The sequence below is a fragment of the Bacillus cereus group sp. MYBK101-2 genome, assembly GCF_051918845.1.
Lineage (GTDB): Bacteria > Bacillota > Bacilli > Bacillales > Bacillaceae_G > Bacillus_A > Bacillus_A paranthracis.
This window is the reverse complement of the sequence record NZ_JBQAIE010000020.1, coordinates 1-23,294: the sequence shown is the minus strand read 5'-3', so window position 1 is coordinate 23,294 and position 23,294 is coordinate 1. Positions and strand designations below refer to the sequence as shown.

The window sequence follows — 23,294 nt, the reverse complement described above, 5'->3', positions numbered from 1 at the left end:
TATTGAGTGCCTCGGTTGGAATACAAGTAACAGTGGCTTCATTTAATTTTGTGCAAAGAGTAACTAAAGACTTAGAACTGATTGTTTGTCCTAAAAATACACAGAGTAATAGAAGATTCTGTGCCTGAAATTTTCGTTTTGGTTGAATCATACCTGTTTAATACATAAGTTCCTCGATTGGTGCGTCATTGTTTATAGACATCAATTAAAACACCCTTTCATACAGTACTGCATGAAAGGGTGCCCTAATTCATTATTTTATTCATTTTCTTAAGTTGATGGCTATGCTCTTATGAGTGCCTACAGTGTTAGTTTTTAAGTTCTAAATTTTTAGAATGAGACATGGAACTTACATGATATTTTTCTCCACCGTATTCTACATCTGCAGAAAAGGTTTTACTCTCATCATCTTTTATATGCCCGTTTATAAAGACGGTTTGAAAATTACTTGGGGCAAATTTATGTCCTGTAATGATTACTTCTAAATTCTCTTTTTCTTTGAAATATTTAATAGTTACTTCTTCGGCCTTTTTTACTATTTTTTGTTCTTCTTCTTTCTTATCATCATTCATGTTACACCCTCCTAAAATGATTAATATAAAAATAATACTCAAACTGGAAAAGATTTTTTTCAATTCAATTCCCTCCATTAATGGTATCTAATATTTAAATCTATACTTTGTGGAATTGATTGAGCTATTAGATCAAAAAAGAGACGCTGTAATTAATGTTTCTTTATAATAAGTGTACTCTTACAGTTTAAGCATACTATTTCTTTTTGTTTGAATACAAGGTGCTGCCTATTACAAGTTAGGAAAATAATACCAACAGAGGTTAAACGTAATGTATTATATTCATGACTTTAAAAACCCGTTGTTTAAGAGGAGTTTATATAAGGGAGACGTAGTAATCAGTTCATAGGGCATTAACGGATTATATATGTAAATTGAGTGCAGCTAGAGGGGAAATTAATTATTATAAGTAAAAAAAAGACACTCTCAAGAGTGCCTCCCCTTAGCAGCCGAATCCGCCGCCCCAACAGCTAGCTCCAACGATGATTAATAAAATAAAGAGTACAACTAGTAAAGCGAATCCGCCGCCGAAACCGCAGCCACCGCCACAAGTACCGCCATAGCCCATATTAACTCCTCCTTCCATAAAGACCATTAATTAATGGATTTAATTCACTTTATGTTTTTACGGATAGACTTGAGCAGGTCCTTTTGAAAAATAAAGATGCTTAGATTTTATAAGAGTTGACGACCTTATTTTTGTCACCGCTATTCCGCTGATGACATATTCTATTTTATTCTGTGCATTGGGGGAAGGAGGATCTTTATGGCCAATTCTGAAATGATTTTACGATTACTTACGGATTTAAAGATTGAACAGCAAGCTTTAAAAGAGCAGTTGGAAAAGATACAGACAGCCGTGAATACTCTTGAAGAAAAATCAGCGATTGTGGAAGAGAAACCAACGACTATTGAAGAAAAACCAGCTGTTGCTGCTGCAAAGCAAAGAGCTCATTCTGGACACCCAACATCTTTTCGTGCTTGGAGAGCATCTGCTCAAAGGAATTCATAAAAATATAAGAAAAGAAGACATCAATTAAGATGTCTTCTTTTGCTTGTACAATCCAAATGCGATAAGAAGGTATATATCCATATTGCTTTAAAACTAAGAAGAAAATAACGATTGTCGACTCCTTTTTTAGTATAGCATGTAATAATAAATAATTTTATGTAATGTTGCATATATACGGATTATATAATATTTAGTCATATATATTTTAGTTGTCTGTTGTCGAAACAGTATGTATCCCCTATTTAAGTAAACGTCAAATTGACTCGCGTATTTGTAGTGTGCTCTTCCGTTTAGATAATAATTTTTTCAGTCGGTAATAAAGCTAGCTTAGGGAAAAAGATCAATATATGTACATCAATAATATTGCTAATTATAATTAAGATGAAAGCATTCATAATATATGGGGGAATAACAAGTAATGAATAAAAAGGCAACATTTAAAATAGGGGCAATGTTTACCATTTTATTAATGGCATGTTTGTTTTATGGATATAGGAGTTTAAATAGTTTTTTAGTCTGGAATGAACTCGGTGATATACAGATGATTTCAAGTGAAAAAGAGGTTGCAAATGGTATATATTTTGTAAGGGGAGAGATATATTCTGAACGTGTAACAGGAGATGAAACGCTACTTGCTGATGGGTATGCGGTAGTGAATCGAATTCAAAAGAAAAAAACAACATACTATACACAGACTTCTGCACCAAATCGTTCGTTATGGAGTAACGGTCAAGTAACAGCTTTTTATAATGAACCAATACATATCGGAAATAAAGAATTAAAATTAATAAATAAAGAAAATGTGTCTTTGGAAACTCCCTTTATGGAATTAAATGATCAGAAGGTAATTTCAACAAGAATAAATGATATTCAGGCGAATACTACCAAGTTAGCAGATGGAAAAGTAATAAAAGAATTACCTAGTAGGTACGGGAAATTTGTTCATATTGGACATACGAAGGAGCAAATTATAGATAGCTTAAAGAATGGTAATGAAAAAAATTGGATATATTTCGCTGTACTTATTATACTAACTAGTATTAGTGGATTCGTATTTTATATGTATGGGAAAGGAAAATGGACAAAAGATGTTTTTGTTTTTACATTTTTCGGACGGAAGATAAATTAAAGAGGATGCATCTTTGCATCCTCTTTAAAAATTCATATGAGTTCTTTTCGTAAGGAAAGTTCTTCTTCATTTTCGTATCCAGTAAATAAAATTTCTTCAATTTAAAAGGTGCCCCATAAATGATAAACCATACCGATAACAAAAAATGCGAGTCCCACAAACAAAACAATTAAAGCAAGGATTCCGTTTTTATTATGTTCCATACAGTCAGCTCCTTTTTAATTTAAAGAGAAAAGACACCTTAAGGCGCTTTCCTCCGACTTGAACCATCTTAATTTCAATAATATGGACTCCCATCCGAAGATTATTTTACCCCCAGAACGAAAAATTGTGCTTACTTGTAATAAAAATCTCATTTTTTCGTTTTGGGGTGTTATAAAATCTTGAAGTTGATGGGCATAGGGTGGACCCAAAACAGTACAATTTTATTTCAAAGACACAATGATCTTACTACAAACTTTTATTTATCCCACACTCTCATCTGCTAGTATTACTATTTTTTATTACTAATGTTGCCGTTTCACTCGGATGGCTAAGAGGAAAATGATGGCCATATGGAACAAAATCAATCTTACCAACATGCGATGGAGCAGAATATGCTCTGTCATAACCCCCCCAGATAATGTGAAGATTATACTTTGTTACTTCATTGAAATCACCTTGATCGTTTTTCAGTAGTAAACTGTTAAGCTGAACCGTAGTATTTAAAATTCTAGGAGAAGTAAAACTTTTACTTATCTTTTCAATATAATGTTCAGGGATGCTCTCTATACTTTCAAACAAACCATTACTTAATAAATATCGCTCTATGAAATTAGTAGTTGCCAGTTTTAATGTCCATTTGTTCATAAATTGAGGAACATTTAGCGATTTAGCATTTTTTTTAACAACAGGTGGCTGAAGTAAAGTGATTGAATACTTCTTATCTATGTACTGTTGTACCAATGCTTCCAGAAGAATAAATGCACCGAATGAATGACCAATTAGATGTGCACCATTAGTAGCTTTCTCCAATAACTTTTTCACAACATTCAAATAGATATCTAGAAGATTTTTATCTCGTTTAAAAGGAGAACGCCCCAAACCTGGAAGATCCAAGATCCATACAGGTTGACCAGTTTTTTCATGAAGCTCTTGTGCTAAAGGAAATAAATCCTCTCCATCACTCAATAAACCATGTAATAAAATAAACGGTTTACCCTCTCCTTGTAATTGGTAAAGGGTAGTGTTATCGCATAATGTTCGTTTAAATAAATGATTATGCTGGCCATTTTGATATATCATTCGATAGTCCAGATCTGCTACTACAGCAGGGAGAAATTTCATTACACTCGTCTTCTTAAACCAATCCTCTCCCATAATTTTTTTCGCTGAAACATTTGAAAATTTTCGTTTTGTAATAAAATTCAGTCCATCAGAAGGAATTTTTGTTATTTTACTTACTCCACTATTCATAATTGTTTTCATAAGCGGCATTGGAACCGAGACTTTTGGTGCCCTCATATTCATACTTTCCGACATAATACTTAATAATTCAGCAATGTTCTGATCGTGCTGTTTGTCTTCAACAAGTGTATATGTTTGGATAGTCGGTTGCTCCAACCTGAAAACCTGCACAATAAACTTCGCAAACTCATCGTTTGAAATAAGTGGTAACCTATATCCCTTACCTCCAGGAATCACTGGCATGAGCCCTCTTCGCATACTCATCACAAGCAAACCTAATCCTGCTATCTGCTCTGTACTCCCTGTTTTACTACTACCGACTACAGTTGGCGGATTAATTATAGAAAGCGGATAACCTATTGCTGATGCCTGCTGACGGATATAAAGATCTGCTAAAAATTTTGTTCTCTCATATGGATTTTTTATTTTCAAATAACTGTTTCCTTCTTGAAACACATCAATTGCAATGTTGCTATTTTTATCATCAAAGGGGCTCATATAACCTACAACATGAATAAATTGTTGCAAGCCCTTCAATTGATGAATACTTTTAGCTAATTCACTAATATGTTTCGCGCCATTTAAAAATACGGAAGCTGCCTCATTACTTGTCGCTTGAATATCCATGGGGCCTCCTGCGTGAATAATCACATCCGTTTTCAATACCCTCTCCTTATCTTCAGCACTTAGACCTAAATCTATTTTCGTCAAATCACCTTCAATAAAGTGCATAACTTCCTTTTTTAAGATGCCTCTTTCTTGAAAAATGCTTGTTGCTTTACTTTTCGACCTCACTAAAAGAAGAATTTTAACATCCTCTCTAGCTAATTCTTTCACTAATTGCTTTCCAATAAAGCCTGTTCCACCAGTTAAAAATACTGTTCTCATATAAAATCCCCCTTTTAGTACTACTTAGTACTAATTTGATGTAAAAAAAATGCTTCTTTTATCGAAGCAATTTTAAAAAATGATCTGCTGTTTTCGTGATTACAGTTGCATCCTTCAATGTTTCTGAAATAAATAACGCTCCTTCAAGATTTGTAATAAAAAGTGATGCAACCTCATCAATATGAATCGTATTTCTGAATTCTCCATTCTCTACCCCTTGTTTAAGTAATAGAGAAACTTTCTCTTGTAATCCTGTAAAAAAAAGACCTATTTTTTCTTTTATTTGCGTGGCCTGTGTAGGACTTTGAATATAAAGAGTAATAAATGGACAGCTCCCTTTATACTCTCTCGACTGAACTCCTTGTGATAATTGCTTTAAAAACAGTTGAATACGATCTTCAACTAAAAATTGGTTCTGAGAAAGTACGTCATCAATTGCAGATTGATACATTTCAATCCAATAATCAACGACTCCTTCTAATAATTGTTCCTTATTAGAAAAGTGATAATACACATTCGACTTTGAAACTTTGCTTACACGTACTAATTCATCCATACTTGTATAAGCAAACCCTTTTTCTAAAAATAATGTTGCAGCTACTTCAATCACACGTTTTTGATTCATTAATTTTACCTTTGTCATAATTAGAACTATATAGTACTAATTTAAATATTGCAAGTATTTATGTTAATTTTAAAAAAATTTTGATTAAAAAACTTCCACCAACATTGATTTTACTGCAAAAAAATCTTATTTTGAATAAAGTTGAACTGAACCCCGAAATTGTTCATTTACTATCGTCCAATAGGGGTCACCATGCATGTCCATCAACTTAAGAAAATAATGCCCGGCTTCTCAGAATAACTATCTGTAGAGAAAGAAAGTTTTAATTTAGGGGGATATGAAAATATTAGCTTGATAGCAATGGGGTAGTACCAACGAGTCGCTTAGAATTGTAAATCTGTCTTTTCATAATCCTACTCCATAAAGAAAAGACACCCTAAAGTGCCTTTTATCAATTTGAATTATTTATTGTATATAATCAATATTCGCTAGCATAAAACTCTTTTATTAGCTTTATTTCGTTTGTATCCGGATCAAACTTAAATATTTTAATTTGATTAGATTCGTCTTTATAGGCAAATGTATGATCGCCAATTTGGGTCATATTACTAGTGTTTAACATAGGATCGCTACTATGGTCAGTGATTTCTACAGGTTTCTCACGGTCCCAAAATGCGATGACGATAATTAAGATGATAAGGCATATACGTATGTTACGTAATTCTCTTGCAACAGGATGTTCCATTTGATAGTCTCCTTTATCATGTAATAGATTTTGTGTCTAAAAGAGATAAATCCTTAGAATATAAATAAAAAAGACACTGTAAAAAGTGTCTTTTTTATTTGAGTTATGCGCATTGCTTAATAAGACGCTAGTTCCTCAATCGGAATATGAGTAACTATGTAGGGTGATTTTATTATAACATTTTAACCAGTAATGGGTCTATATGGAATTTTTGTAATGATTATGTTTATTTATTCAAAATGATAGATGTATCATGCCAGAGAGATCGGAATTTGATCAATGAAAAACAGTGGAAAAGGCAAATGGCATACTTTATTCCGTGTTATAGGAATGGATAGAGATTGATTTCCCTTTACACAAACATAACGGTATAATATAGTTAAGTTAAGTGAACTTAACTATTAAACGAAACAAAATAACAGCATGGAGGAAGAGTGCTATGACTAGAACTTATAAAGAAATAATTAATGAAATGAATCGAGCCTATAATGAATTCTACATTTTACTATTTCAGGAGTTGAAAGATGAGTACGGTCTTACAGGACAGCAAGAGAGCATGTTATTTCATATTCATTTAAATGAAAACACGACAGCAAATCACATTGCGACTACTTTTAATATATCGAAAAGTGCTGTGAGCCAAGTTTTATCGAAATTGGAAAAGCAGAAGATGATTTCAAAGCAAGTTAATCCGAATAATAAAAGGGAGTATTTCCTTACACTTGGTCCAAACGGTAGTAAGTATATGGAGCAATTGTCGAAGTTAGATGATGTATTAATCGAGAAATATTTCTCAAAAATTGATATCGAAGCTTTGCAACAAATGACTGATACGTTAACAAAAATAAATAAAGTGATATTGGAAGAAAAGCAGAAGGATCTTGAGTCTAATGAGTAAAACCCGGGAAGAAGCAATTAGTAGAAAGGAGGCGAAGCGTGTGATGAGTTACATACCAAATATGATGACGATAGCAAACTTTGTGTGTGGACTTTTGGCTATTCACGCTGTTTTCGTTCACGATATGTATGGTGCAGTCATGTTCATTATTACAGGTATGGTATTTGATCTGTTTGATGGCATGGTTGCTCGGAAAATGGATGCTGTTTCGGAAATTGGCGGAGAGTTAGACTCATTTGCAGATTTAGTTACTTTTGGCGTAGCGCCATCTATTCTTGCCTATAGTGTCGCTTTAAAAGATTTGCAATCTATTGGGATGATATGTGCGCTCGCTTACAGTATTTGCGGAATGCTTCGACTTGCGAGATTTAACACGCAGCAAAGCAAACTCCCAACCTTTATCGGCATGCCCATTCCATTTGCGTCAATGTGTCTCCTCATTTTATGCCTCCTAAATAATCCAGTTTCCGTAGCGTTTGGCACATGCGTACTCGCTTATTTAATGGTGAGCAAAATCAAATTTCCCCATTTTAAAAAAGAGATATCGGAAAGCTTGAAGTCCGAAAGATGGGATTAATAGGAAAGATAAGGAGCATAACATGATTCGTATGGCATTAAGATCATTCAACATACAAATATATTGTTTGCTAGGCGTGATGTTATTAGGATGGTTGCTGACACCTTTTTCAGCCCAGTTTGTAGGGATAAGCATCGGCCTTTTAGTTAGTATGTACTGCGCCTGGATTTTAGGAAGGCGTATCGAAAAGTTCGGAAATAGCATCGTAAAAAAAGAAAAAGCACCGATGCTTGGCATGATGAATCGATTTGCAGCCGCCATACTCGGTGCGATTATTATGTATGAAATTGAACACCGTGAGTACATGTGGACATTTGCAGCTGGAATTATGGGTGGGTACTTCTTGGTTATTATTAATTTGGGGTATTACAGTATGAGGGATGAGAAGGAATAGATTAGTACACTTTAATTAGAAATTAATATCCGCCTCAAGCATGGAAAGATATATTTGAGGCGGATTATTAACACTTACAATAAAATCAATACAATTCCCCGAAAACAAAACAGTGAAAGCAAGTACTCCATTTTGAGTCTGCACTATAAAACTAGCTCTTCTTATTTTTTATTTTTTTAAACATAAATTTGTAAATTAACCATGTAATAATTATTACCACAGGAGTAATTAATGCACCGTTAAACATTTTTTTTGATATGTATAACATATTTAAAATTAATAAAGAAATTATTGTAATAATCATATTATATTTTGAAAAGATTTCTACAAATTTAGAATGTGCAAATAATTTTTTGTATATAAAGTAAAAGATTACAAAAAGGATTGTTGTTACTAAACTAAAAACACTAATTTGAAGATAAAATATGACTATTAAATTTGTTATTGCTATTATCATTAACCAAAAAATTATAAAAAAATTAGATAAAACTTCTACACTTACTAATAGAGCTCCTAGCGTTGCAATAAAAGCAGCAATTTTATTTGAGGAATCGCCTTTGTTATGAGAAGAATTTTTTCTATTCATGAATAAAAATCAGCTCCAATTTTCTTTATCCCCTTTAAAATAGATAATCAGAATTTTATTTTGTGTGGAATTGTATTATGTGATTGCTAGGCTCTTTTACCTAGGTACAAGGTGAAAATTTAAGAAAAATTTTATATTTACCCCACTTTTTATTTTAAAAGTTTTTCCTATCCTATAAACAAGTTACATCAAGGAGGAGACTGAAAATGAAGAAGTGGGGATTTTTTATTTTTCATATATTCCCTATATTCGAAGACAAAGTAGAAGATTAAATATATGAACAAAGTACCGATTCTTAAACTATGTTCTAAATAATAGATGAAAATGTAAAGTTAGGGGATTCCACATGCATACAGGAGTTTTAATGAGTTATTTGTATACTTATTTTTTTACAATTATGTTTTGTATTGTATTTCAAATTGGATTTTATTTTAAAGCGAAAAACAATATATCTATTCGGCATTTTTTATGGGTATATGTTTTTCTATTCTACCTTTCGTTAGTGTATAAGGTGACGCAGATCGCGACTATATGGGATATAAGTAGATATGAAACGTGGATTCGTGTAAATCAAATCAATTTGACTCTATTTGATACGGCAGGTAGTACTACGTATCTTTTAAATATTGTACTGTTTATGCCATTCGGTTTTTTATTGCCGACTATTTGGCCGCAGTTTAGAAAAATGAAAAACACCGTATGCGCAGGATTCTTTTTTTCATTGGCAATTGAGTTAAATCAATTACTAAATAATAGAATTACAGATATTGATGATTTATTTACGAACACCCTTGGGTCAATTATTGGGTATGTATTATATAAAGTATTATATACAGCATTATTTAAAATGATATTGAAAAGAGAGGAAAAAAAGATTGATACGAACTCTTCGCTAGTCATAAAATACGAGGCTATTTTTTGTTTAGTGTGTTCATTTGTAGGTGCGATGTTAATTTATTATCCAATTTTATTTGGAAGACCTGTAATTCTCCAATGAGATGTGCGATCTCGTTTATAAAATGATTCTAGTATTTCTTCCAATCAGCATAAGATTCTCTCTATACGTTATTAAGCTATTCGGCAGACTGTAAGATTATCAGTAATCGTATTGGTGAGATTGAAATAAAGGTTGACAGTTTCTATCCAAGCTTTTCATTTATGTATGATGCGCAAGAATTATTTATTATTGGTGGAGAAGAAAAATGGTCACATATCGATTATATAAAGAGATTTTTCCATCTTGAGCAGATTACAGATGAGCTAATTATTGATTTAAGAAAATGAGAGACGAGAGAGAATAAATGAAAAACCCCTCAAGTATAGAACGACATACTTGAGGGGTTTTATGTATGAAGAAGGGCCTTGTATCATATATTTTATTCGTCGCTGCATGTAAGTCATTCGGTTTATAAAAACAATGTGTTGAATAAATCAGTAAAGAAGGCTTTTCTATTTTTCTCGAGAATGAACAGTAATATATAATCTAAATTCCATGAATGTAATGGGGAGGCAGTAAAATTTGAACAGGAAAATTTGGTTTGTATTTACTTGTTTTGCTCTTTTAGTATCTAGTTATATTGTTGTCCAATATTTTATTATGGATGGATTTCAAACAGGGCTTGTAAAAGCGAAGCTTATGTTTGGATCTAAATTAAGTGAGTTCTGGTATAGTATGTTATTTACACATATTACAACGAGTATAGTAGCATTAGTAATAGGTCCGTTTACATTATCGACTAAATTTAGAGAAAGGAATATCAATCGTCATCGAATAATGGGGAGAATCTATATGGTTGGTATATTATTAGGAGGCCTTTCTGGACTATACCTATCCTTTTATGCTACGGGAGGATTGGTAGCGAAGCTAGGTTTCGGTTTGTTATCCGTACTTTGGCTAACATCAGCATATGAAGCATTACATAGAGTTAAGAATAAAAAAATTAAAGAGCATCGGAATTGGATGATTAGAAATTATGCTTTAACCTTTGCGGCAGTTACATTAAGAATTTGGCTACCTTTGTTTATCGTTCTATTTGGGATAGAACATTTTGAACTTAGTTACGCTATTATTGCTTGGTTAGCATGGGTACCCAATTTAATTGTCGCAGAATTATTCATAAGAAAAAGGCTTAATAAAGGAAAATACGAAGGAAATGAGGATTTACATTTTTGATGTAAATTTGCTGTAATATTGAGTGCAGAATTCTTCAGTAATTGAATTTTTCTCATAGCTGAATTACGTACAAAAATAGGATGGCCAATTGAAGCCATCCTATTTGTATTACCAACTAGCAGTTTCCGTATTTTCTTTCAACCACTTCACCCAGTTCAAGTCCTCTACCTTAAGTAAACTTAAAGAAACACCCTTCATATCTAAAGAAGTTAGTAGTGTACCAACTTTTACGAATGTAATCTGTAATCCTTCCAGCTCACATAAACGGCGAATGTCATTTGCGAAAATGTATTGTTCCATTAATGGTGTCGCACCGAGTCCGTTAATAAGGATAGCGAAGTTGTCACCTTTTCTCCAGCGGTAAATGCTTTTTAATTTGTTCATCAGTTCAATCGCTAATATTTCAGAAGAGGATAGCGCTTCTTTACGGTAACCTTTTTCGCCGTGGATACCGACGCCATAAAAGACTTCATCGTCGTTTAATGTGAAAGAAGCTTTTCCTTTCACTGGATCATTGGCAGGTGAAAGAGCGACTCCTAATGTGTGTAAGTTTTCAGTGATAGAATGGCCGAGTGCTGTTAGTTCTTCTAAAGAATGTCCTTCAAGGGCAGCCGCACCAAGTATTTTTTGAACGAAAACAGTGCCAGCGACGCCGCGTCTTCTTTTATTAAAAGAAGCATCATCTTCAATTGAAACGTCGTCATTTACGATGATATGGTCAATTTTTCTTCCTTCTTCTTTGGCAATTTGCTTCGCCGCTAAAAAGTTCGCTACATCATCTTTAAAGTTTTTAATGATGAATAGAATACTTTTATCTTTTGGTATGAGGCGAGTTGCAGTAATAATTTGTTCCACTGTAGGCGGAGTGAAAATACTGCCGTTTACTGCCGCTGTAAGCATACCTTTCCCTACATAACCAATATCAGCAGGTTCATGTCCGCTACCACCACCGCTTATAATAGCGACGTTTTGCTTTAGTTTTTCAATATCTTTTACATAAATGATGTTATTAGTTTCGTCGTAATTTACTTTGTCGTTATGTTCAAAATAAAAGCCATGCATCATATCTTGAACGATATGTTGTACATCATTCATAATCTTTTTCATTGCTTTTGCCACCCTTTAATTACTTTGCTGATTGCTCCAGTAATAGTAGTAATTGATTGTTTATCATATTTTTCATGAGAGAAGACATAATGGAAGGATCTACTTCGCACTTACTTTCAATCCAATCTTTTATCGTTCCAACGAAGCCGTGACTATAAAAGGAGGCAATCGTATTTTTTGTCTCATCAGAAAGGCTGAATCCACAGCTCACAGATAGTTCATCAATAATCTTCATATATAAGTTTTTTGTATGCTCAAATAAATAGTGATTAAACGAGTTTTGTTCAATGACTTTAAAAGCATTTCGGTAAAATTTTTGATTTTCATAAAAGTAATCAAATAATAAATCAAAAATGTTTTCCCATGTTTCATAGTCGAGAAAGTCGATAATGTTCTCTTTCGTTTCTTCTCTATAAATCCAGCTTAATAGTTCAAATTTATCTTTAAAATGGTAATAAAAAGTTTGCCTACGCATTTGACAGTGTAACATAATATCGCTTACTGATATTTTATGAAACGACTCTGTTTCCATTAAATACTTCAATGAGTTCGCGATTATCTTTTTAGAAATTATAGAAGAGGTCATCTCAATCATCCCTAGAATGTTAGTAATATGAAAATCCTACCTACAAATGAGAGCGGTGTCTTTAGACAGATTGTCCATTTTGTCCGTTTACTATAAAACGCTTTCATTTTAACATGGATAGTAAGAAGAAGATTTCAAATATATCACAATATATTAAAGGAATTGAGGGAGAATCACAATGAAAAAGATTATAAACAAACCAGAAACATTAGTAATGGAAATGTGCAACGGAATGGTTATGGCTCATCCAGAGCTTGAGCTTTTGAAAAAATATAAAGTCATCAAGAAGAAAGAAATGAACGAAAACAAAGTAACGTTAATTAGTGGCGGCGGTAGTGGACATGAGCCGGCACATGCGGGATTAGTCGGAAAAGGAATGTTAGATGCGGCAGTGTGCGGAGATGTGTTTGCGTCACCTTCACAAATTCAGGTATATCAAGCAATTAAAGAAACAGCTAGTAAAAAAGGTACGTTATTAATTATTAAAAATTATAGCGGCGATATTATGAATTTCAAAAACGGTGCGCATTTAGCGACTGAAGATGGAATTGAAGTCGACTACGTAAAAGTGGACGATGATATTGCGGTAGAAGATAGCCTGTACACAGTAGGACGCCGCGGCGTTGCGGGTGTTATTCTCGTTCATAAAATTGCCGGCGCAGCAGCGGAAGCAGGTATGGATTTAGGAGCGGTGAAAGCTGTAGCGGAAAAAGCAGCTGCTAACGTGCGCACAATCGGTTTAGCGTTAACGTCTTGTACAGTTCCAGCAAGTGGATCACCTACTTTCACACTTGCGGAAGATGAAATGGAATACGGTGTAGGTATTCACGGCGAACCAGGAATTAAACGTGAAAAAATGTTGTCAGCAGATGGATTAGCGAACCGTATGACAAATGATTTAATAAAAGATTTAGGAGTAAAAGACGGCGAAGAAATTGCGCTTCTAGTTAACGGTTTTGGCGGAACACCACTGCAAGAACTTTACTTATTTAACAACGCAGTGACGAGAGAACTAGCTGCTAGAAACATTAAAATCAATAGAGTATTCGTCGGTAACTATATGACGAGTATTGATATGGCAGGTATGTCTTTAACGGTAATGAAGTTAGATGATGAGCTAAAAACATTACTATCGAAAGAATGTAGTACACCAGCGTTTAAAGTAGACGGGCCAGTTGAAAGTGTTGAGTATGTAAATGTACTTGAAGAGGCAGAAGAGAAGGAAGTTTCCTTTGAACTAGAAACGGCGGAAGAGCACGCTGTTATTAAAAATAATGTTATTACATTAAACAACATGATTTATCTCGTTGATAAAATGAGCGATATTATTATTAAAAATGAAGTACCGTTCTGTGAGTTAGACACGCACGCTGGTGACGGCGACTTCGGAATGAGTGTGGCAAAAGGATTTAAGCAATTAAAACGTGAATGGCATTTGATTGTAGAACAAGAAAACGTAACGATCGGATCATTCCTTGATAGTTGCTCCATGATTATTATGGAACATTGCGGCGGCGCGTCTGGCCCAATTTGGGGCGGTGCATTCCGCGCAGCTAGTAAAGCAGCAGGCGAAAAACGTGAGCTAACAGTGAAAGAATTCGCTGAAATGTTGCAAGCAGCACTACAAGGCATACAATCGATCGGTGAAAGATCATTCGGCAGAGGAGCGGTAGTTGGTGATAAAACACTTGTTGACGCACTTGCTCCATGTGTAGACTCTTGGTTAGCTAGCGCTTCAAACGAAGAAGATATGAAAATTGCCTTTGAAAAAGGTGCAGAAGCAGCAGTTAAAGGCGCAGAGTATACGAAAGAAATCGTAGCTCGCATGGGCCGCGCTGGTACAGTTGGCGAAAGAAGCTTAGGCTATCCTGATGCAGGTGCGCATGCGCTTGGAGTTATCTTTACGGAGATTGCGGGTAGTTTGAAGTAGAAATTAAAAGATCCTCTCTGCCTTATGGTGGAGGGGATCTTTTTAGTTGAAATGTATAATTTCATTAGATGTTCTCTCCACAAAGATATGTATTTTATAAATACTGAGATGAAAATTTTAAAAGAAGTAATATGAGTCCTTATTTTTTACGGTACTTATTAATCTTTCTCATCATTGGCTTAGTAATACCGGGGGGGAGGATTATAAATATATTAATTACATAATTTGTCCCTATCAAAATGAACATTTTTTGCATCTAATATATTGTAAATATATTTTATTTTGAAAGGATGTGATGATATGGCTCATAAATCTACTGGAGTGTTTCGAGTTCCAGTTTCCGAAAATGGGATTATTCCAAATGCTCTCAACATTATGTTAAACAATGATTCACGCTGCCATACTAGTAATGTAACGGTAACTGTTAAGAGAAGTCCAAACACTTCTTTCCCAACTCAAAATGAATTAGTTGAAATCTCTCGTACTTTTGTTTCTTTAGAACCGAACAGAACAACTAAGATTGTGTTGTTTACTCCAGAATTCCAAATAGAAGATTTTCTTGATGTTATTATTAGTGGAAATAAAGCTGATGTTAAGGATGTTCTTGTATACTCTTTCTTAGCAGATTCAGTAGGTCACAATCTGCCATCTACTGTTTTTAGAAATGCAGAATACACTTTTGCTTGCTGACAACGTGATGATGTATTCTTTATTATCATATCAAGGTGCCATCCTGCAGCTTGAATCATCATAATTTTATGGTGTTGTTATTATATAAGAAAAGAAGACATCGATTAAGATGTCTTCTCTTACTTGTACACTTGGTGTTAAGAAGGTATCATATTGCTTAAAAACCATAAAAAAATATAACAATCATCGAGTAAACCTATTATAGCATCAATAAACTGGTTTTAATATGCAATATTGCATATATATAGATTTATATATGTTTAATCTATATAGTTAAATTGTCTGTTATTTGTTTTAATTCATTTACTTATTTTATTTTTGAGCGCTCCAGCAATGGAGCCTTTTTTTATGAAATAAAACATTTTCTTTGCGTTATTTAGTTGATCTATATTAACTTTACCTCTTAAAAAAATATCCATATTTAACAAAAGTAGTGTATAGATAACTAGTTTTTTTCAAGAATCTATTGGATTAATAGTTTTAATGATATTTTACTAAGTTGAGGTTGCGTCACATCACCATCAAGCTAAAAAAATACAACTCCCTCATAACGAAAATTTTATGCATCGTTGACTATTGGCAATGAGACGCTATGTCTACTAATTTTGTATAGAACAAACATGAAAAATCTGTAAAAACTATTACTAAATTGAATCATGTTCTTTATTAACAAAGTTTTTAATTTTATTTCCATATAAAACTTTCTTTGGATTTATAACTATAAGTAAAATGGCAACTATTAAATAAAAAATTGCAGTATACATAATTAATTCAATTAATGGTCCATTTATTATGCCAATAAATAAATTAAAGAAAAAGTGGATGATAATGGGAACAATTAAATTTTGATTTAAATTATAAAATGTTGCCATGATAATTGTAGTAGATATAATTGCAATCATAAAAAATAAAATATATTTGATTAAATTACTGCCTGTAAAACCTGTAGTAAACCATATAGGCAGATGCCACATTCCCCACCAAAAACCAATAATGATTGAAGATTTTAATGGCGAGTATTTTTTCAGGAGCTCCATTAATGCAAAACCCCTCCACCCTAATTCTTCTCCTAGTGGTCCAGATACAATAGTTTTAACAACATAATAAATTAACACGCCCCATGTAGTTCTATTAAAAATAGAGTCTGCTTCACTATTAGTCGAAATGAGAAACAACATCGTCAAAAATATAATTATTTGAATCATACTGACAGTAAGAACGATAGAGTAGTTAAGTTTATTTTTAAATCTATCTTTTACGAATTGAATAAAACTTTGTCCAGGATAAATTCTTTTAAATAGAAACATAAAAGCAAAAGTGGAAGACCAAGCTGATATGCAGAGCATTACATCAAAAATCCAAGTTGGAAAATGTAATAACTTTGTAATTCCTACAAGCAGAAAAAGTGGCCAAAAAATAATGTTGGTTAGTAATATAAAACTTACCACCGGCTTTTTCAGTCTTTTATCTTCAGTCATATACAATTCCACCTTAAGTTAAATTTTTAACATGCAATAATGTACCTATTCAGCGCGTTGAGATGATGCACCGAGTATTCTTTCTATTATATCTATATGTTCTTTCAAAATATTACTTAGTTAATTAATAAAGGGAATTTTCAACTAATTGTTCACATAAAATTCATTCTTGGAAGTAAAGTTCTAAAAGTAATTTATCCATAGTGATATTAAAATTACTACTAATAGGGGGAGCACCACATCGCTATCATGCTAACAAAAATAAACTACACAAAATTAATTTTTTTGCTTCATATGTTAAAGAATATGGAGTAAAAACCAGAAAATGAAATGATTCATACAGAACTAGAGGTATATATAATTTTATACATTTACATAGTTTTTTAATTTTAAACAGTAAACTAATTCTGGATGGTGTCCTTCTTCAATCTCTCCTGTTGGCCTAAAACCCACTTTTTCATAAATCCGCTTTGCGCGTTCATTATCGTGAATAACCGATAAGAATATTTCTTCACATTTGTACGTCTGAACCATACTATCTATTACTGCTTTTAAAACAGGAATCCCATACCCTAACCCTTGATATTGATGGCCAAGCATCATACTAATTAACTCATATTGCTTCGTTTCATTTCTAAACCCATACGAAGCAAAACCTATTAAAACATCATTATCATATATAGCTTTCGGAGTAAACCCAAACGTTTGGCAAGCTGCAAGAAAGAAAGCATTTGAACCAACCCATCTTTCATATATTTGAATGTGTTTTTCTTGAAGTTTATCTGATTTTAAATTAATAATTTCAAAGAAATTTTCTTCTGTTACATCTATTAATTTTAGATTCATCTTTTCCCCTCTTTCCATTTTTTACATTATCTATTCTAATTCTTTATCGTATTTCTTATTCCTTTATCTTCTTAATCAATAACTCATTAGTATTCTACATACTAATTGCATGAATTAAGAGGTTTCGTGCACTACTTCTTGGAAGTTGATCTTGTAGCGCTCTTTCTCGTAATTCACTATGTTTTCCAAAGAAAATAATGAAAGGAAAGGCGATGAATACATTTACAAAATGACAAAACTGTAAGAATACACGAATGTTTGTAAGAAAGTTCGATGTTTTCCTTTTTCTTTTTTTATTATAGTGAAAAAGAAGAACGAAATATTCTCTTATGTAGGAAAGGAAGATAATAATGATTGATCTATTAAATAAATGGATGTTAGAAAGTACAGGCAATTTCAATATCGTTGTAGGACTTACAGCACTTCTATTTTTAGGTTCAGTAATTGTACTTATTATTATTTACAAAAAAATTGGTAAACCAGATGAAAGAACAAATGCTATTTATTTAAAAATTACTTCTCGTATGTTTACTACTCAAATTCTAATGAATGCTATATTTATTTCTTTAGTTGGTAAAGATATCGAGAATTTCCGTCAAATCTTTATAATATTTGAAGCCTTTGTATTTTTCATTGGGGCTATTTATTCGTTTAAATTATATAGACAGGAATACAAATAACTCACTTATAAGAAACAATAAAAAAGAGGTTGTCCCAAAAGTAGCTATTCAGCTGCTTTTGGGACAACCTCTTTCTAATAGTTTTTTAGCAGAAACAACTGCATCCGATAATGATTAAGAGAATAAATAATACAACTAATAAAGCAAATCCTCCAGCGAAACCGCAGCCTTCGCCGCAACTACCACCATATCCCATAACAATAGTGCCTCCTTTAGATAAAAGGGTAAAACTAGGGTTCATTCCATGGATTTTAATGGGTTCACTTTACCTTATGTATGAAAGAATGAATTGAGCAGGTCCTTTTGAAAATAAAGAAAAGACGCCATTAGGCGCCTTCCTTTTAGGTAGATAAGACTTTAGTTTTCCAATCTAAAGAAATTTTGTATCAGCTCTTTGTGAGTATATCATAATATCTGATTGATTTATTATGCATTGTTGCATACTTTTATCTCCCTCTATTTTCCATTTGATAAAATAAAATTCCAATATGGATAAAATTTAAATAAATATTTATAAAAATTCAAGATATTTACATAAATTACAAAAGTGATACATTTAAGTTGTAAGCTATAAAAACTATTAAAGGGGGATTTATTATGTTTAAGAAATTAGTAGTAGGAGTATTGGCAACTGGTATTGCATTAACAGGAGGAATTGGGGCAGCTTCAGCTGATACGCAAAAAGCTGTGAGCTCTCCGAAGCAAGCAACATGCTCAATTCCTTATGAGTATTCTAATGGTAAATTCAAAAGAACTCTTTATTACTCAAATGGAGTATATGCTAATAGTTTTACTGAAAATGTTTGTGGCGGGACGATTACATGGTATTTAAAACATGTTCAAAATGGAGTTGCTTTTTATGAAGGCAATTTAAAATAGTAGATTTTTTGAACCTCATGTATTGAGGTTCTTTTATTTTTGATTTTTAAACTGATTCTCTATAAAAAAGCTAGGATTTCTCTTAGCAAAAGAGTTATATGTCATACAGAAAGACAATTGTATGCAAACTGGATATTTTCAATTTTATTATATAACGTTTATTGAGGGATTAATTGAATTATAGCAATCTTTACGTAAGTTTTATGTGATATTAAAGGTTTTGGGAGAGGTTGAAGTAGAATTTTGTACAAATAAGTAGGAAGTATGGGGATAATATTATAAATAAAGGGCTCAATTCTCAAAAGGGAGAGAGTTGAGCCTGAAGAGGTAATTACTAAGCTCTCGGGTTGATGAAAACTAGTAATTAAATAAAATCGCCCTAGGTTTAAGGAGTCTAGGGTTTCACGTTTTGGTATATCTCACACGACATTATAAAAAGAATAGAACGTACTGAAGATAACACATGAATGTTTCATAAATGTATCAAAAAAATGAACAAATTGTGTTTGAAATAAAAAAGGTCCTTACTATTATGTAAGAACTCTATAAACAAAGAAAAAAGTCGTATGTGCCTCTATATTAGAATTGAAAGTTAGCAAGCAATACTTAAAAAAGTAAAAACGGTAAATCCGTAAACTAATAAGCTACTAGTAGCAAGGAATTTTATAATTTCATGTGTAGAAATAATAGTTAAACATAGTGATATAGATGCACCTATAAAGAATTGGTACTTCGTATGTATATTTGCAAGATTAATTATTACAAGTACAGTTAAGAAAAGTGAAATGAAGTTAAAATATCTTTTCATTGTCATATTTCCTTTCAATGTTTGATCTGTATTTATTATACCGGATTGTACCAGTAATAACATACTTTGTAATGAATCTTAATAGAAATCTCATTTTTCATAAATAAAAAGGCGGTTGTTTCCGCAACCACCTTTCAGCAAAATAAAGCACTTTTTCAGAAATAAAATATGGATAATTCCTGAAAATGTTATAGGATATAATTCCATTTTTATAATTCAAGTGACGAGCTTAATTTATAAGAAAGGAATGACTACATTATATGAAAGCTTGTCTAACAAGGTTACAAATAAAAGAGCAGCTAGCAAGTGCTAACTGCTCAATACAAGGAGATACAGAGAAAACTAAATGAGTTTTGGCATACAGCCTATCAACATTATGGACATAATATTGAGTTTTATTCGAAGGAATTCATATTTTATAAATTAGATTACGATAGTCGATATTCTCCATATTGACCAGAAAAGAACCAAGAATTCTATTGAAATTCCAAGTGTTCTTTTCCTAGTTTTTTGAAATTCTTTTATTAAATAGCCAATAGCACTAATTGCTATAAGAATGAAAAGAATAAGTTCTAGTGTAACTGGCATTTGATCCGCTCCTAATATGTTTATTTGTTATATGAAGATTATAGGATATTTTTGTGGTTAGTAGTGAAAAATTTAGTAAAACTATCTCTATATGAAAAAAGATTCTGCTGTCTCCAGCAGAACCTTTTCTAAAATGGCAAAGAGTAACTCTTACCTTACTCTTTGTTTATATACTACAGGAGTGTTAATGAAAATCCAAGGTTTCTTATATTGAGAAATAAAGAAGAATTATTTTAAATAATTTGATCATTGTTATAAATAAAGGAGCAGTTAGCAAAAACTAACTGCTCATCTCCAAGTGGAAACCAAGAACAAACAGCTATTATAGACGATTTAAAAAATCATACTATTGGTTTAGGATTAGTAAGGAAATACATTGCTCTACAGAAATTAGAAAAGGCTATAGCTTGTATAATGAAATAAGTGATGATATGGAAAGTAAGCAAACGCGAGAGTCTCTTATTATCGTACTGGATAAAACGATAAATACGTTTATAAAAATAAGGAATATAAGAAAGGACCCGCTGGAGTTCGGGTCCTTGTAGAAGTGATGATGTTTTCTCGGCTTAGGAAACTGAGAAAATACAAAAATATAATACATCGAGATTTAGAGAATTTCAATACTAAATTAGAGATTACCATGAGGGAGTTATAACGAGTTACTACCTATAGATATTCATAAATAAAACAACATAATATTAATACGAAAAAATATAAAAATATGAGTTTTTGCATATTTCCAAAATTAGTGTACCCTTCAAAAAATTTTAATTGTATAATATGTTTTGTCATATTCTTTTAGATTTTTCGACAAAAAATAACATAAATAGAGAACGAATTGGGAGAAGGAATTATGTACACAAAACTATTAAAATCAATTACATCATTAACACTTATTGGTGGTGCTTTACTGTATACAAACGGCAGTGATGTGAGAGCAGCTGAGGTGGGTATTTTTTCTGATGTGCCTACGTCGCATTGGTCGTATCCGGCGATTAAAGATTTAGCGAGTAAAAATATTATTTCAGGTTATGGAAATGGAAAGTTTGGTTTCGGTGATGTTGCGACGAGAGAGCAAGTTGCTGCTTTAATTTATCGTGCGCTGTTACCGAATAAGCAAGGTGGTACGTTCAGTAATGACGGTGCTCGTTATGTATTAAAAGATGGATCTACTTTAAACAATCCGTATCGAGATATTCGCTCAGGATCCACATTGTTTCCAGAAGAGGTTTTAACGTTAACGAAATTAGGGATTTTTAACGGGGATGGAAATGGAGGTTTTAGACCGAAAGATTCTGTTAGCCGTGCAGAAATGGCGCAAATTATTAAAAACGCTTTTCAAGTTTCAGCTAAGCAAAAGCATACATTTAATGATGTTCCGAATGGTTTTTGGGCAGAAGGTGCGATTAGTGCGGTGCAGTCAAACGGGATTGCATCTGGGACCGGCGACGGGAAATTTGAACCTGCTAAAACGGTAACGCGTGAACAGTATGCACAGTTTTTATATAATGCTTTGCAATATAAAAAGCCTGCGGTTGCGGTGCAAGATACAGGAGATGCGGCATTATTAGCAGCATTTAAAGAGGAAGTACAGAAGCGTATTAATGCGTATGAAACGAATATTACACTGCCGTATAAAACGACAAATAGTAATACAAAAGAAGTGATGAATACACTTTTTAACGCCTATAAAGAAGTGGCAAGTAAAAATGAGTATACGAATTATAATAGATCGAATGTTTCATATGGTCTTAATGGGTCACCTGGAAATTATACGTTTACACTAAAAATTACATATCGTGAAACGAAAGAACAAACAGAATATGTAATGAAGCAAGCGAAGGCAATTGTTTCTTCTATTACACAAGTTGGGATGGATGATCACGAAAAAGTGAAAGCGATTCATGATTATGTCGTAAAACATGTTTCTTATGATACGTCTTATAAAGCTTACACAGCATATGAAGCACTCGTAAATCGTTCTGCGGTTTGCCAAGGTTACGCACTATTAACTTATCAATTATTAAAAGAAGCGGGAATTGAGAATCATTTTGTAGTAGGAACTGGAGACGGTCAGCCTCATGCTTGGAACTTAGTGAAAATCGAAAACAAATGGTATCATCTTGATACAACATTTGATGATCCGGTTCCAGATGAACAAGGCCGCGTAACATATTCCTATTTCAACTTATCAGATGAGCAAATCGCAAGAAATCATGAGTGGAACCGAGGGGAATATCCGCAAGCTACAACAAATTATTATAGTACATTAACAAATAAAATTGCGGCAGGTGGTACGAAAACTCCTGCCTATCAGCAAATATTAAAAGATACAAAGTTAAACTATTTAGGAAATGAATACATCGCAAATAACTATAATGAATTCAAAAATAAAATGCAGCAGCGTTATAACGAAAAGCTACCAAAGATTGAAATCCTTTATAAACAATCAATGGATGATGCATTGCAAGATGTGAAAAAAGTAATTGGAGAAATCGGTTATCCGCAAGGGGCAAACCGTGTTTCTTATAAAGCGGAGCCGTACAATGCGAAAGAAGGATATTCTTTAGTAACGATTACATTTATGTAAAAAAAAACCTGGATCCTTGAACTGTACCCTATAAAATGGACAGTTTAATAAAAAAGCCCTGAAAAATCAAGCACTTAAAAGATGGTTCCGATATTCGATCGGAGCCATCTTTTTTAATGTCCACTGA

Annotated in this window: 24 protein-coding genes and 2 pseudogenes; 13 read left to right on the top strand and 13 right to left on the bottom strand. The window is 32.7% G+C overall.

Going from position 1 to position 23,294, the window contains the following annotated elements:
* Window positions 1-308: 308 nt before the first annotated feature.
* Both ACTFSI_RS25185 and ACTFSI_RS25180 read right to left on the bottom strand, forming a co-directional pair.
* The gene (locus ACTFSI_RS25185) at window positions 309-572 is read right to left on the bottom strand and encodes a hypothetical protein (RefSeq protein ID WP_000997168.1); all 264 of its coding nucleotides are present in this window, start codon (window positions 570-572) and stop codon (window positions 309-311) included.
* A gap of 442 nt (window positions 573-1,014) precedes the next feature.
* The gene (locus ACTFSI_RS25180; protein ID WP_000540385.1) at window positions 1,015-1,140 is read right to left on the bottom strand and encodes a YjcZ family sporulation protein; all 126 of its coding nucleotides are present in this window, start codon (window positions 1,138-1,140) and stop codon (window positions 1,015-1,017) included.
* 198 nt (window positions 1,141-1,338) lie between these two features.
* Between ACTFSI_RS25180 and ACTFSI_RS25175 the strand changes: the two genes are divergently transcribed.
* Both ACTFSI_RS25175 and ACTFSI_RS25170 read left to right on the top strand, forming a co-directional pair.
* Window positions 1,339-1,584 carry a hypothetical protein gene (locus ACTFSI_RS25175; RefSeq protein WP_000013669.1) on the top strand — a complete coding sequence of 82 codons (246 nt, stop codon included), beginning with the start codon at window positions 1,339-1,341 and terminating at the stop codon, window positions 1,582-1,584.
* 418 nt (window positions 1,585-2,002) lie between these two features.
* Window positions 2,003-2,713, top strand: coding sequence for a hypothetical protein (locus ACTFSI_RS25170; protein ID WP_440045707.1), 711 nt, complete (start codon window positions 2,003-2,005; stop codon window positions 2,711-2,713).
* A 477-nt stretch (window positions 2,714-3,190) separates the two neighbouring features.
* Here ACTFSI_RS25170 and ACTFSI_RS25165 read toward each other — a convergent pair whose 3' ends face one another.
* From ACTFSI_RS25165 to ACTFSI_RS25155, 3 genes are all read right to left on the bottom strand, one after another.
* On the bottom strand, window positions 3,191-5,047 hold the full coding sequence (locus tag ACTFSI_RS25165; protein WP_440045706.1) for an alpha/beta fold hydrolase: 1,857 nt from the start codon (window positions 5,045-5,047) through the stop codon (window positions 3,191-3,193).
* Window positions 5,048-5,105: 58 nt separating this feature from the next.
* Window positions 5,106-5,672: a TetR/AcrR family transcriptional regulator gene (locus ACTFSI_RS25160; protein ID WP_001072300.1), complete on the bottom strand. Its 567-nt coding sequence runs from the start codon at window positions 5,670-5,672 to the stop codon at window positions 5,106-5,108.
* A 418-nt stretch (window positions 5,673-6,090) separates the two neighbouring features.
* Window positions 6,091-6,357, bottom strand: coding sequence for a YmzC family protein (locus ACTFSI_RS25155; RefSeq protein ID WP_000400975.1), 267 nt, complete (start codon window positions 6,355-6,357; stop codon window positions 6,091-6,093).
* Window positions 6,358-6,796: 439 nt separating this feature from the next.
* Here ACTFSI_RS25155 and ACTFSI_RS25150 point away from each other — a divergent pair, with 439 nt between their 5' ends.
* The 3 genes from ACTFSI_RS25150 to ACTFSI_RS25140 are packed head-to-tail and all read left to right on the top strand — an operon-like array spanning window position 6,797 to window position 8,226.
* On the top strand, window positions 6,797-7,255 hold the full coding sequence (locus tag ACTFSI_RS25150; protein WP_270364569.1) for a MarR family winged helix-turn-helix transcriptional regulator: 459 nt from the start codon (window positions 6,797-6,799) through the stop codon (window positions 7,253-7,255).
* Window positions 7,248-7,832 (top strand): CDP-diacylglycerol--serine O-phosphatidyltransferase, encoded by a 585-nt coding sequence (gene pssA / locus ACTFSI_RS25145; protein ID WP_270364571.1) that lies wholly within the window; start codon window positions 7,248-7,250, stop codon window positions 7,830-7,832. Before ACTFSI_RS25150 ends, pssA begins: the two co-directional genes overlap by 8 nt.
* A gap of 22 nt (window positions 7,833-7,854) precedes the next feature.
* Window positions 7,855-8,226 (top strand): ATP synthase subunit I, encoded by a 372-nt coding sequence (locus tag ACTFSI_RS25140; RefSeq protein WP_097851237.1) that lies wholly within the window; start codon window positions 7,855-7,857, stop codon window positions 8,224-8,226.
* Between the two features lie 151 nt (window positions 8,227-8,377).
* Here the strand turns inward: ACTFSI_RS25140 and ACTFSI_RS25135 are convergent, their stop codons facing one another.
* Window positions 8,378-8,812 carry a hypothetical protein gene (locus tag ACTFSI_RS25135; RefSeq protein ID WP_001080454.1) on the bottom strand — a complete coding sequence of 145 codons (435 nt, stop codon included), beginning with the start codon at window positions 8,810-8,812 and terminating at the stop codon, window positions 8,378-8,380.
* 346 nt (window positions 8,813-9,158) lie between these two features.
* Between ACTFSI_RS25135 and ACTFSI_RS25130 the strand changes: the two genes are divergently transcribed.
* From ACTFSI_RS25130 to ACTFSI_RS25120, 3 genes and pseudogenes are all read left to right on the top strand, one after another.
* Window positions 9,159-9,809, top strand: a complete 651-nt coding sequence (locus ACTFSI_RS25130) for a VanZ family protein (protein WP_270364574.1) — start codon at window positions 9,159-9,161, stop codon at window positions 9,807-9,809.
* Between the two features lie 32 nt (window positions 9,810-9,841).
* A pseudogene (locus tag ACTFSI_RS25125) lies at window positions 9,842-10,096 on the top strand (hypothetical protein); the annotation flags it as partial.
* Between the two features lie 235 nt (window positions 10,097-10,331).
* Complete coding sequence (locus tag ACTFSI_RS25120; protein ID WP_097851234.1) at window positions 10,332-10,985, top strand: DUF2306 domain-containing protein; 654 nt, start codon at window positions 10,332-10,334, stop codon at window positions 10,983-10,985.
* A 108-nt stretch (window positions 10,986-11,093) separates the two neighbouring features.
* On the opposite strand, the gene dhaQ is transcribed toward ACTFSI_RS25120, so the two are convergent.
* Window positions 11,094-12,092 carry a DhaKLM operon coactivator DhaQ gene (dhaQ, locus tag ACTFSI_RS25115; RefSeq protein ID WP_440045705.1) on the bottom strand — a complete coding sequence of 333 codons (999 nt, stop codon included), beginning with the start codon at window positions 12,090-12,092 and terminating at the stop codon, window positions 11,094-11,096.
* Between the two features lie 19 nt (window positions 12,093-12,111).
* Entirely contained in the window at window positions 12,112-12,678 is a 567-nt protein-coding gene (dhaS, locus tag ACTFSI_RS25110) for a dihydroxyacetone kinase transcriptional activator DhaS (protein ID WP_000204220.1), read from the bottom strand.
* 178 nt (window positions 12,679-12,856) lie between these two features.
* On the opposite strand from dhaS, the gene dhaK reads away from it, so the two are divergent.
* Window positions 12,857-14,608, top strand: a complete 1,752-nt coding sequence (dhaK, locus tag ACTFSI_RS25105) for a dihydroxyacetone kinase subunit DhaK (protein ID WP_440045704.1) — start codon at window positions 12,857-12,859, stop codon at window positions 14,606-14,608.
* A 300-nt stretch (window positions 14,609-14,908) separates the two neighbouring features.
* Window positions 14,909-15,298, top strand: coding sequence for a hypothetical protein (locus ACTFSI_RS25100; protein WP_000940648.1), 390 nt, complete (start codon window positions 14,909-14,911; stop codon window positions 15,296-15,298).
* A 644-nt stretch (window positions 15,299-15,942) separates the two neighbouring features.
* On the opposite strand, the gene ACTFSI_RS25095 is transcribed toward ACTFSI_RS25100, so the two are convergent.
* The 3 genes and pseudogenes from ACTFSI_RS25095 to ACTFSI_RS25085 all read right to left on the bottom strand — a co-directional run.
* Window positions 15,943-16,776 (bottom strand): lysostaphin resistance A-like protein, encoded by an 834-nt coding sequence (locus ACTFSI_RS25095; protein WP_440045703.1) that lies wholly within the window; start codon window positions 16,774-16,776, stop codon window positions 15,943-15,945.
* A 363-nt stretch (window positions 16,777-17,139) separates the two neighbouring features.
* Window positions 17,140-17,622, bottom strand: a complete 483-nt coding sequence (locus ACTFSI_RS25090; protein WP_001049724.1) for a GNAT family N-acetyltransferase — start codon at window positions 17,620-17,622, stop codon at window positions 17,140-17,142.
* 97 nt (window positions 17,623-17,719) lie between these two features.
* Window positions 17,720-17,818, bottom strand: a pseudogene (locus ACTFSI_RS25085) (transposase); the annotation flags it as partial.
* 154 nt (window positions 17,819-17,972) lie between these two features.
* Between ACTFSI_RS25085 and ACTFSI_RS25080 the strand changes: the two are divergent.
* Window positions 17,973-18,302 carry a hypothetical protein gene (locus tag ACTFSI_RS25080; protein WP_000566294.1) on the top strand — a complete coding sequence of 110 codons (330 nt, stop codon included), beginning with the start codon at window positions 17,973-17,975 and terminating at the stop codon, window positions 18,300-18,302.
* Between the two features lie 85 nt (window positions 18,303-18,387).
* On the opposite strand, the gene ACTFSI_RS25075 is transcribed toward ACTFSI_RS25080, so the two are convergent.
* A complete protein-coding gene (locus ACTFSI_RS25075; protein WP_000540371.1) occupies window positions 18,388-18,498 on the bottom strand; it encodes a YjcZ family sporulation protein in 111 nt (36 codons plus the stop codon).
* 401 nt (window positions 18,499-18,899) lie between these two features.
* Here ACTFSI_RS25075 and ACTFSI_RS25070 point away from each other — a divergent pair, with 401 nt between their 5' ends.
* A complete protein-coding gene (locus ACTFSI_RS25070; protein ID WP_000473859.1) occupies window positions 18,900-19,181 on the top strand; it encodes an LCI fold-containing protein in 282 nt (93 codons plus the stop codon).
* A 592-nt stretch (window positions 19,182-19,773) separates the two neighbouring features.
* On the opposite strand, the gene ACTFSI_RS25065 is transcribed toward ACTFSI_RS25070, so the two are convergent.
* Complete coding sequence (locus tag ACTFSI_RS25065; RefSeq protein ID WP_241747717.1) at window positions 19,774-19,989, bottom strand: hypothetical protein; 216 nt, start codon at window positions 19,987-19,989, stop codon at window positions 19,774-19,776.
* Window positions 19,990-21,430: 1,441 nt separating this feature from the next.
* Here ACTFSI_RS25065 and ACTFSI_RS25060 point away from each other — a divergent pair.
* Window positions 21,431-23,167, top strand: coding sequence for an S-layer homology domain-containing protein (locus tag ACTFSI_RS25060; protein WP_440045702.1), 1,737 nt, complete (start codon window positions 21,431-21,433; stop codon window positions 23,165-23,167).
* The last annotated feature ends 127 nt before the right edge of the window (window positions 23,168-23,294 follow it).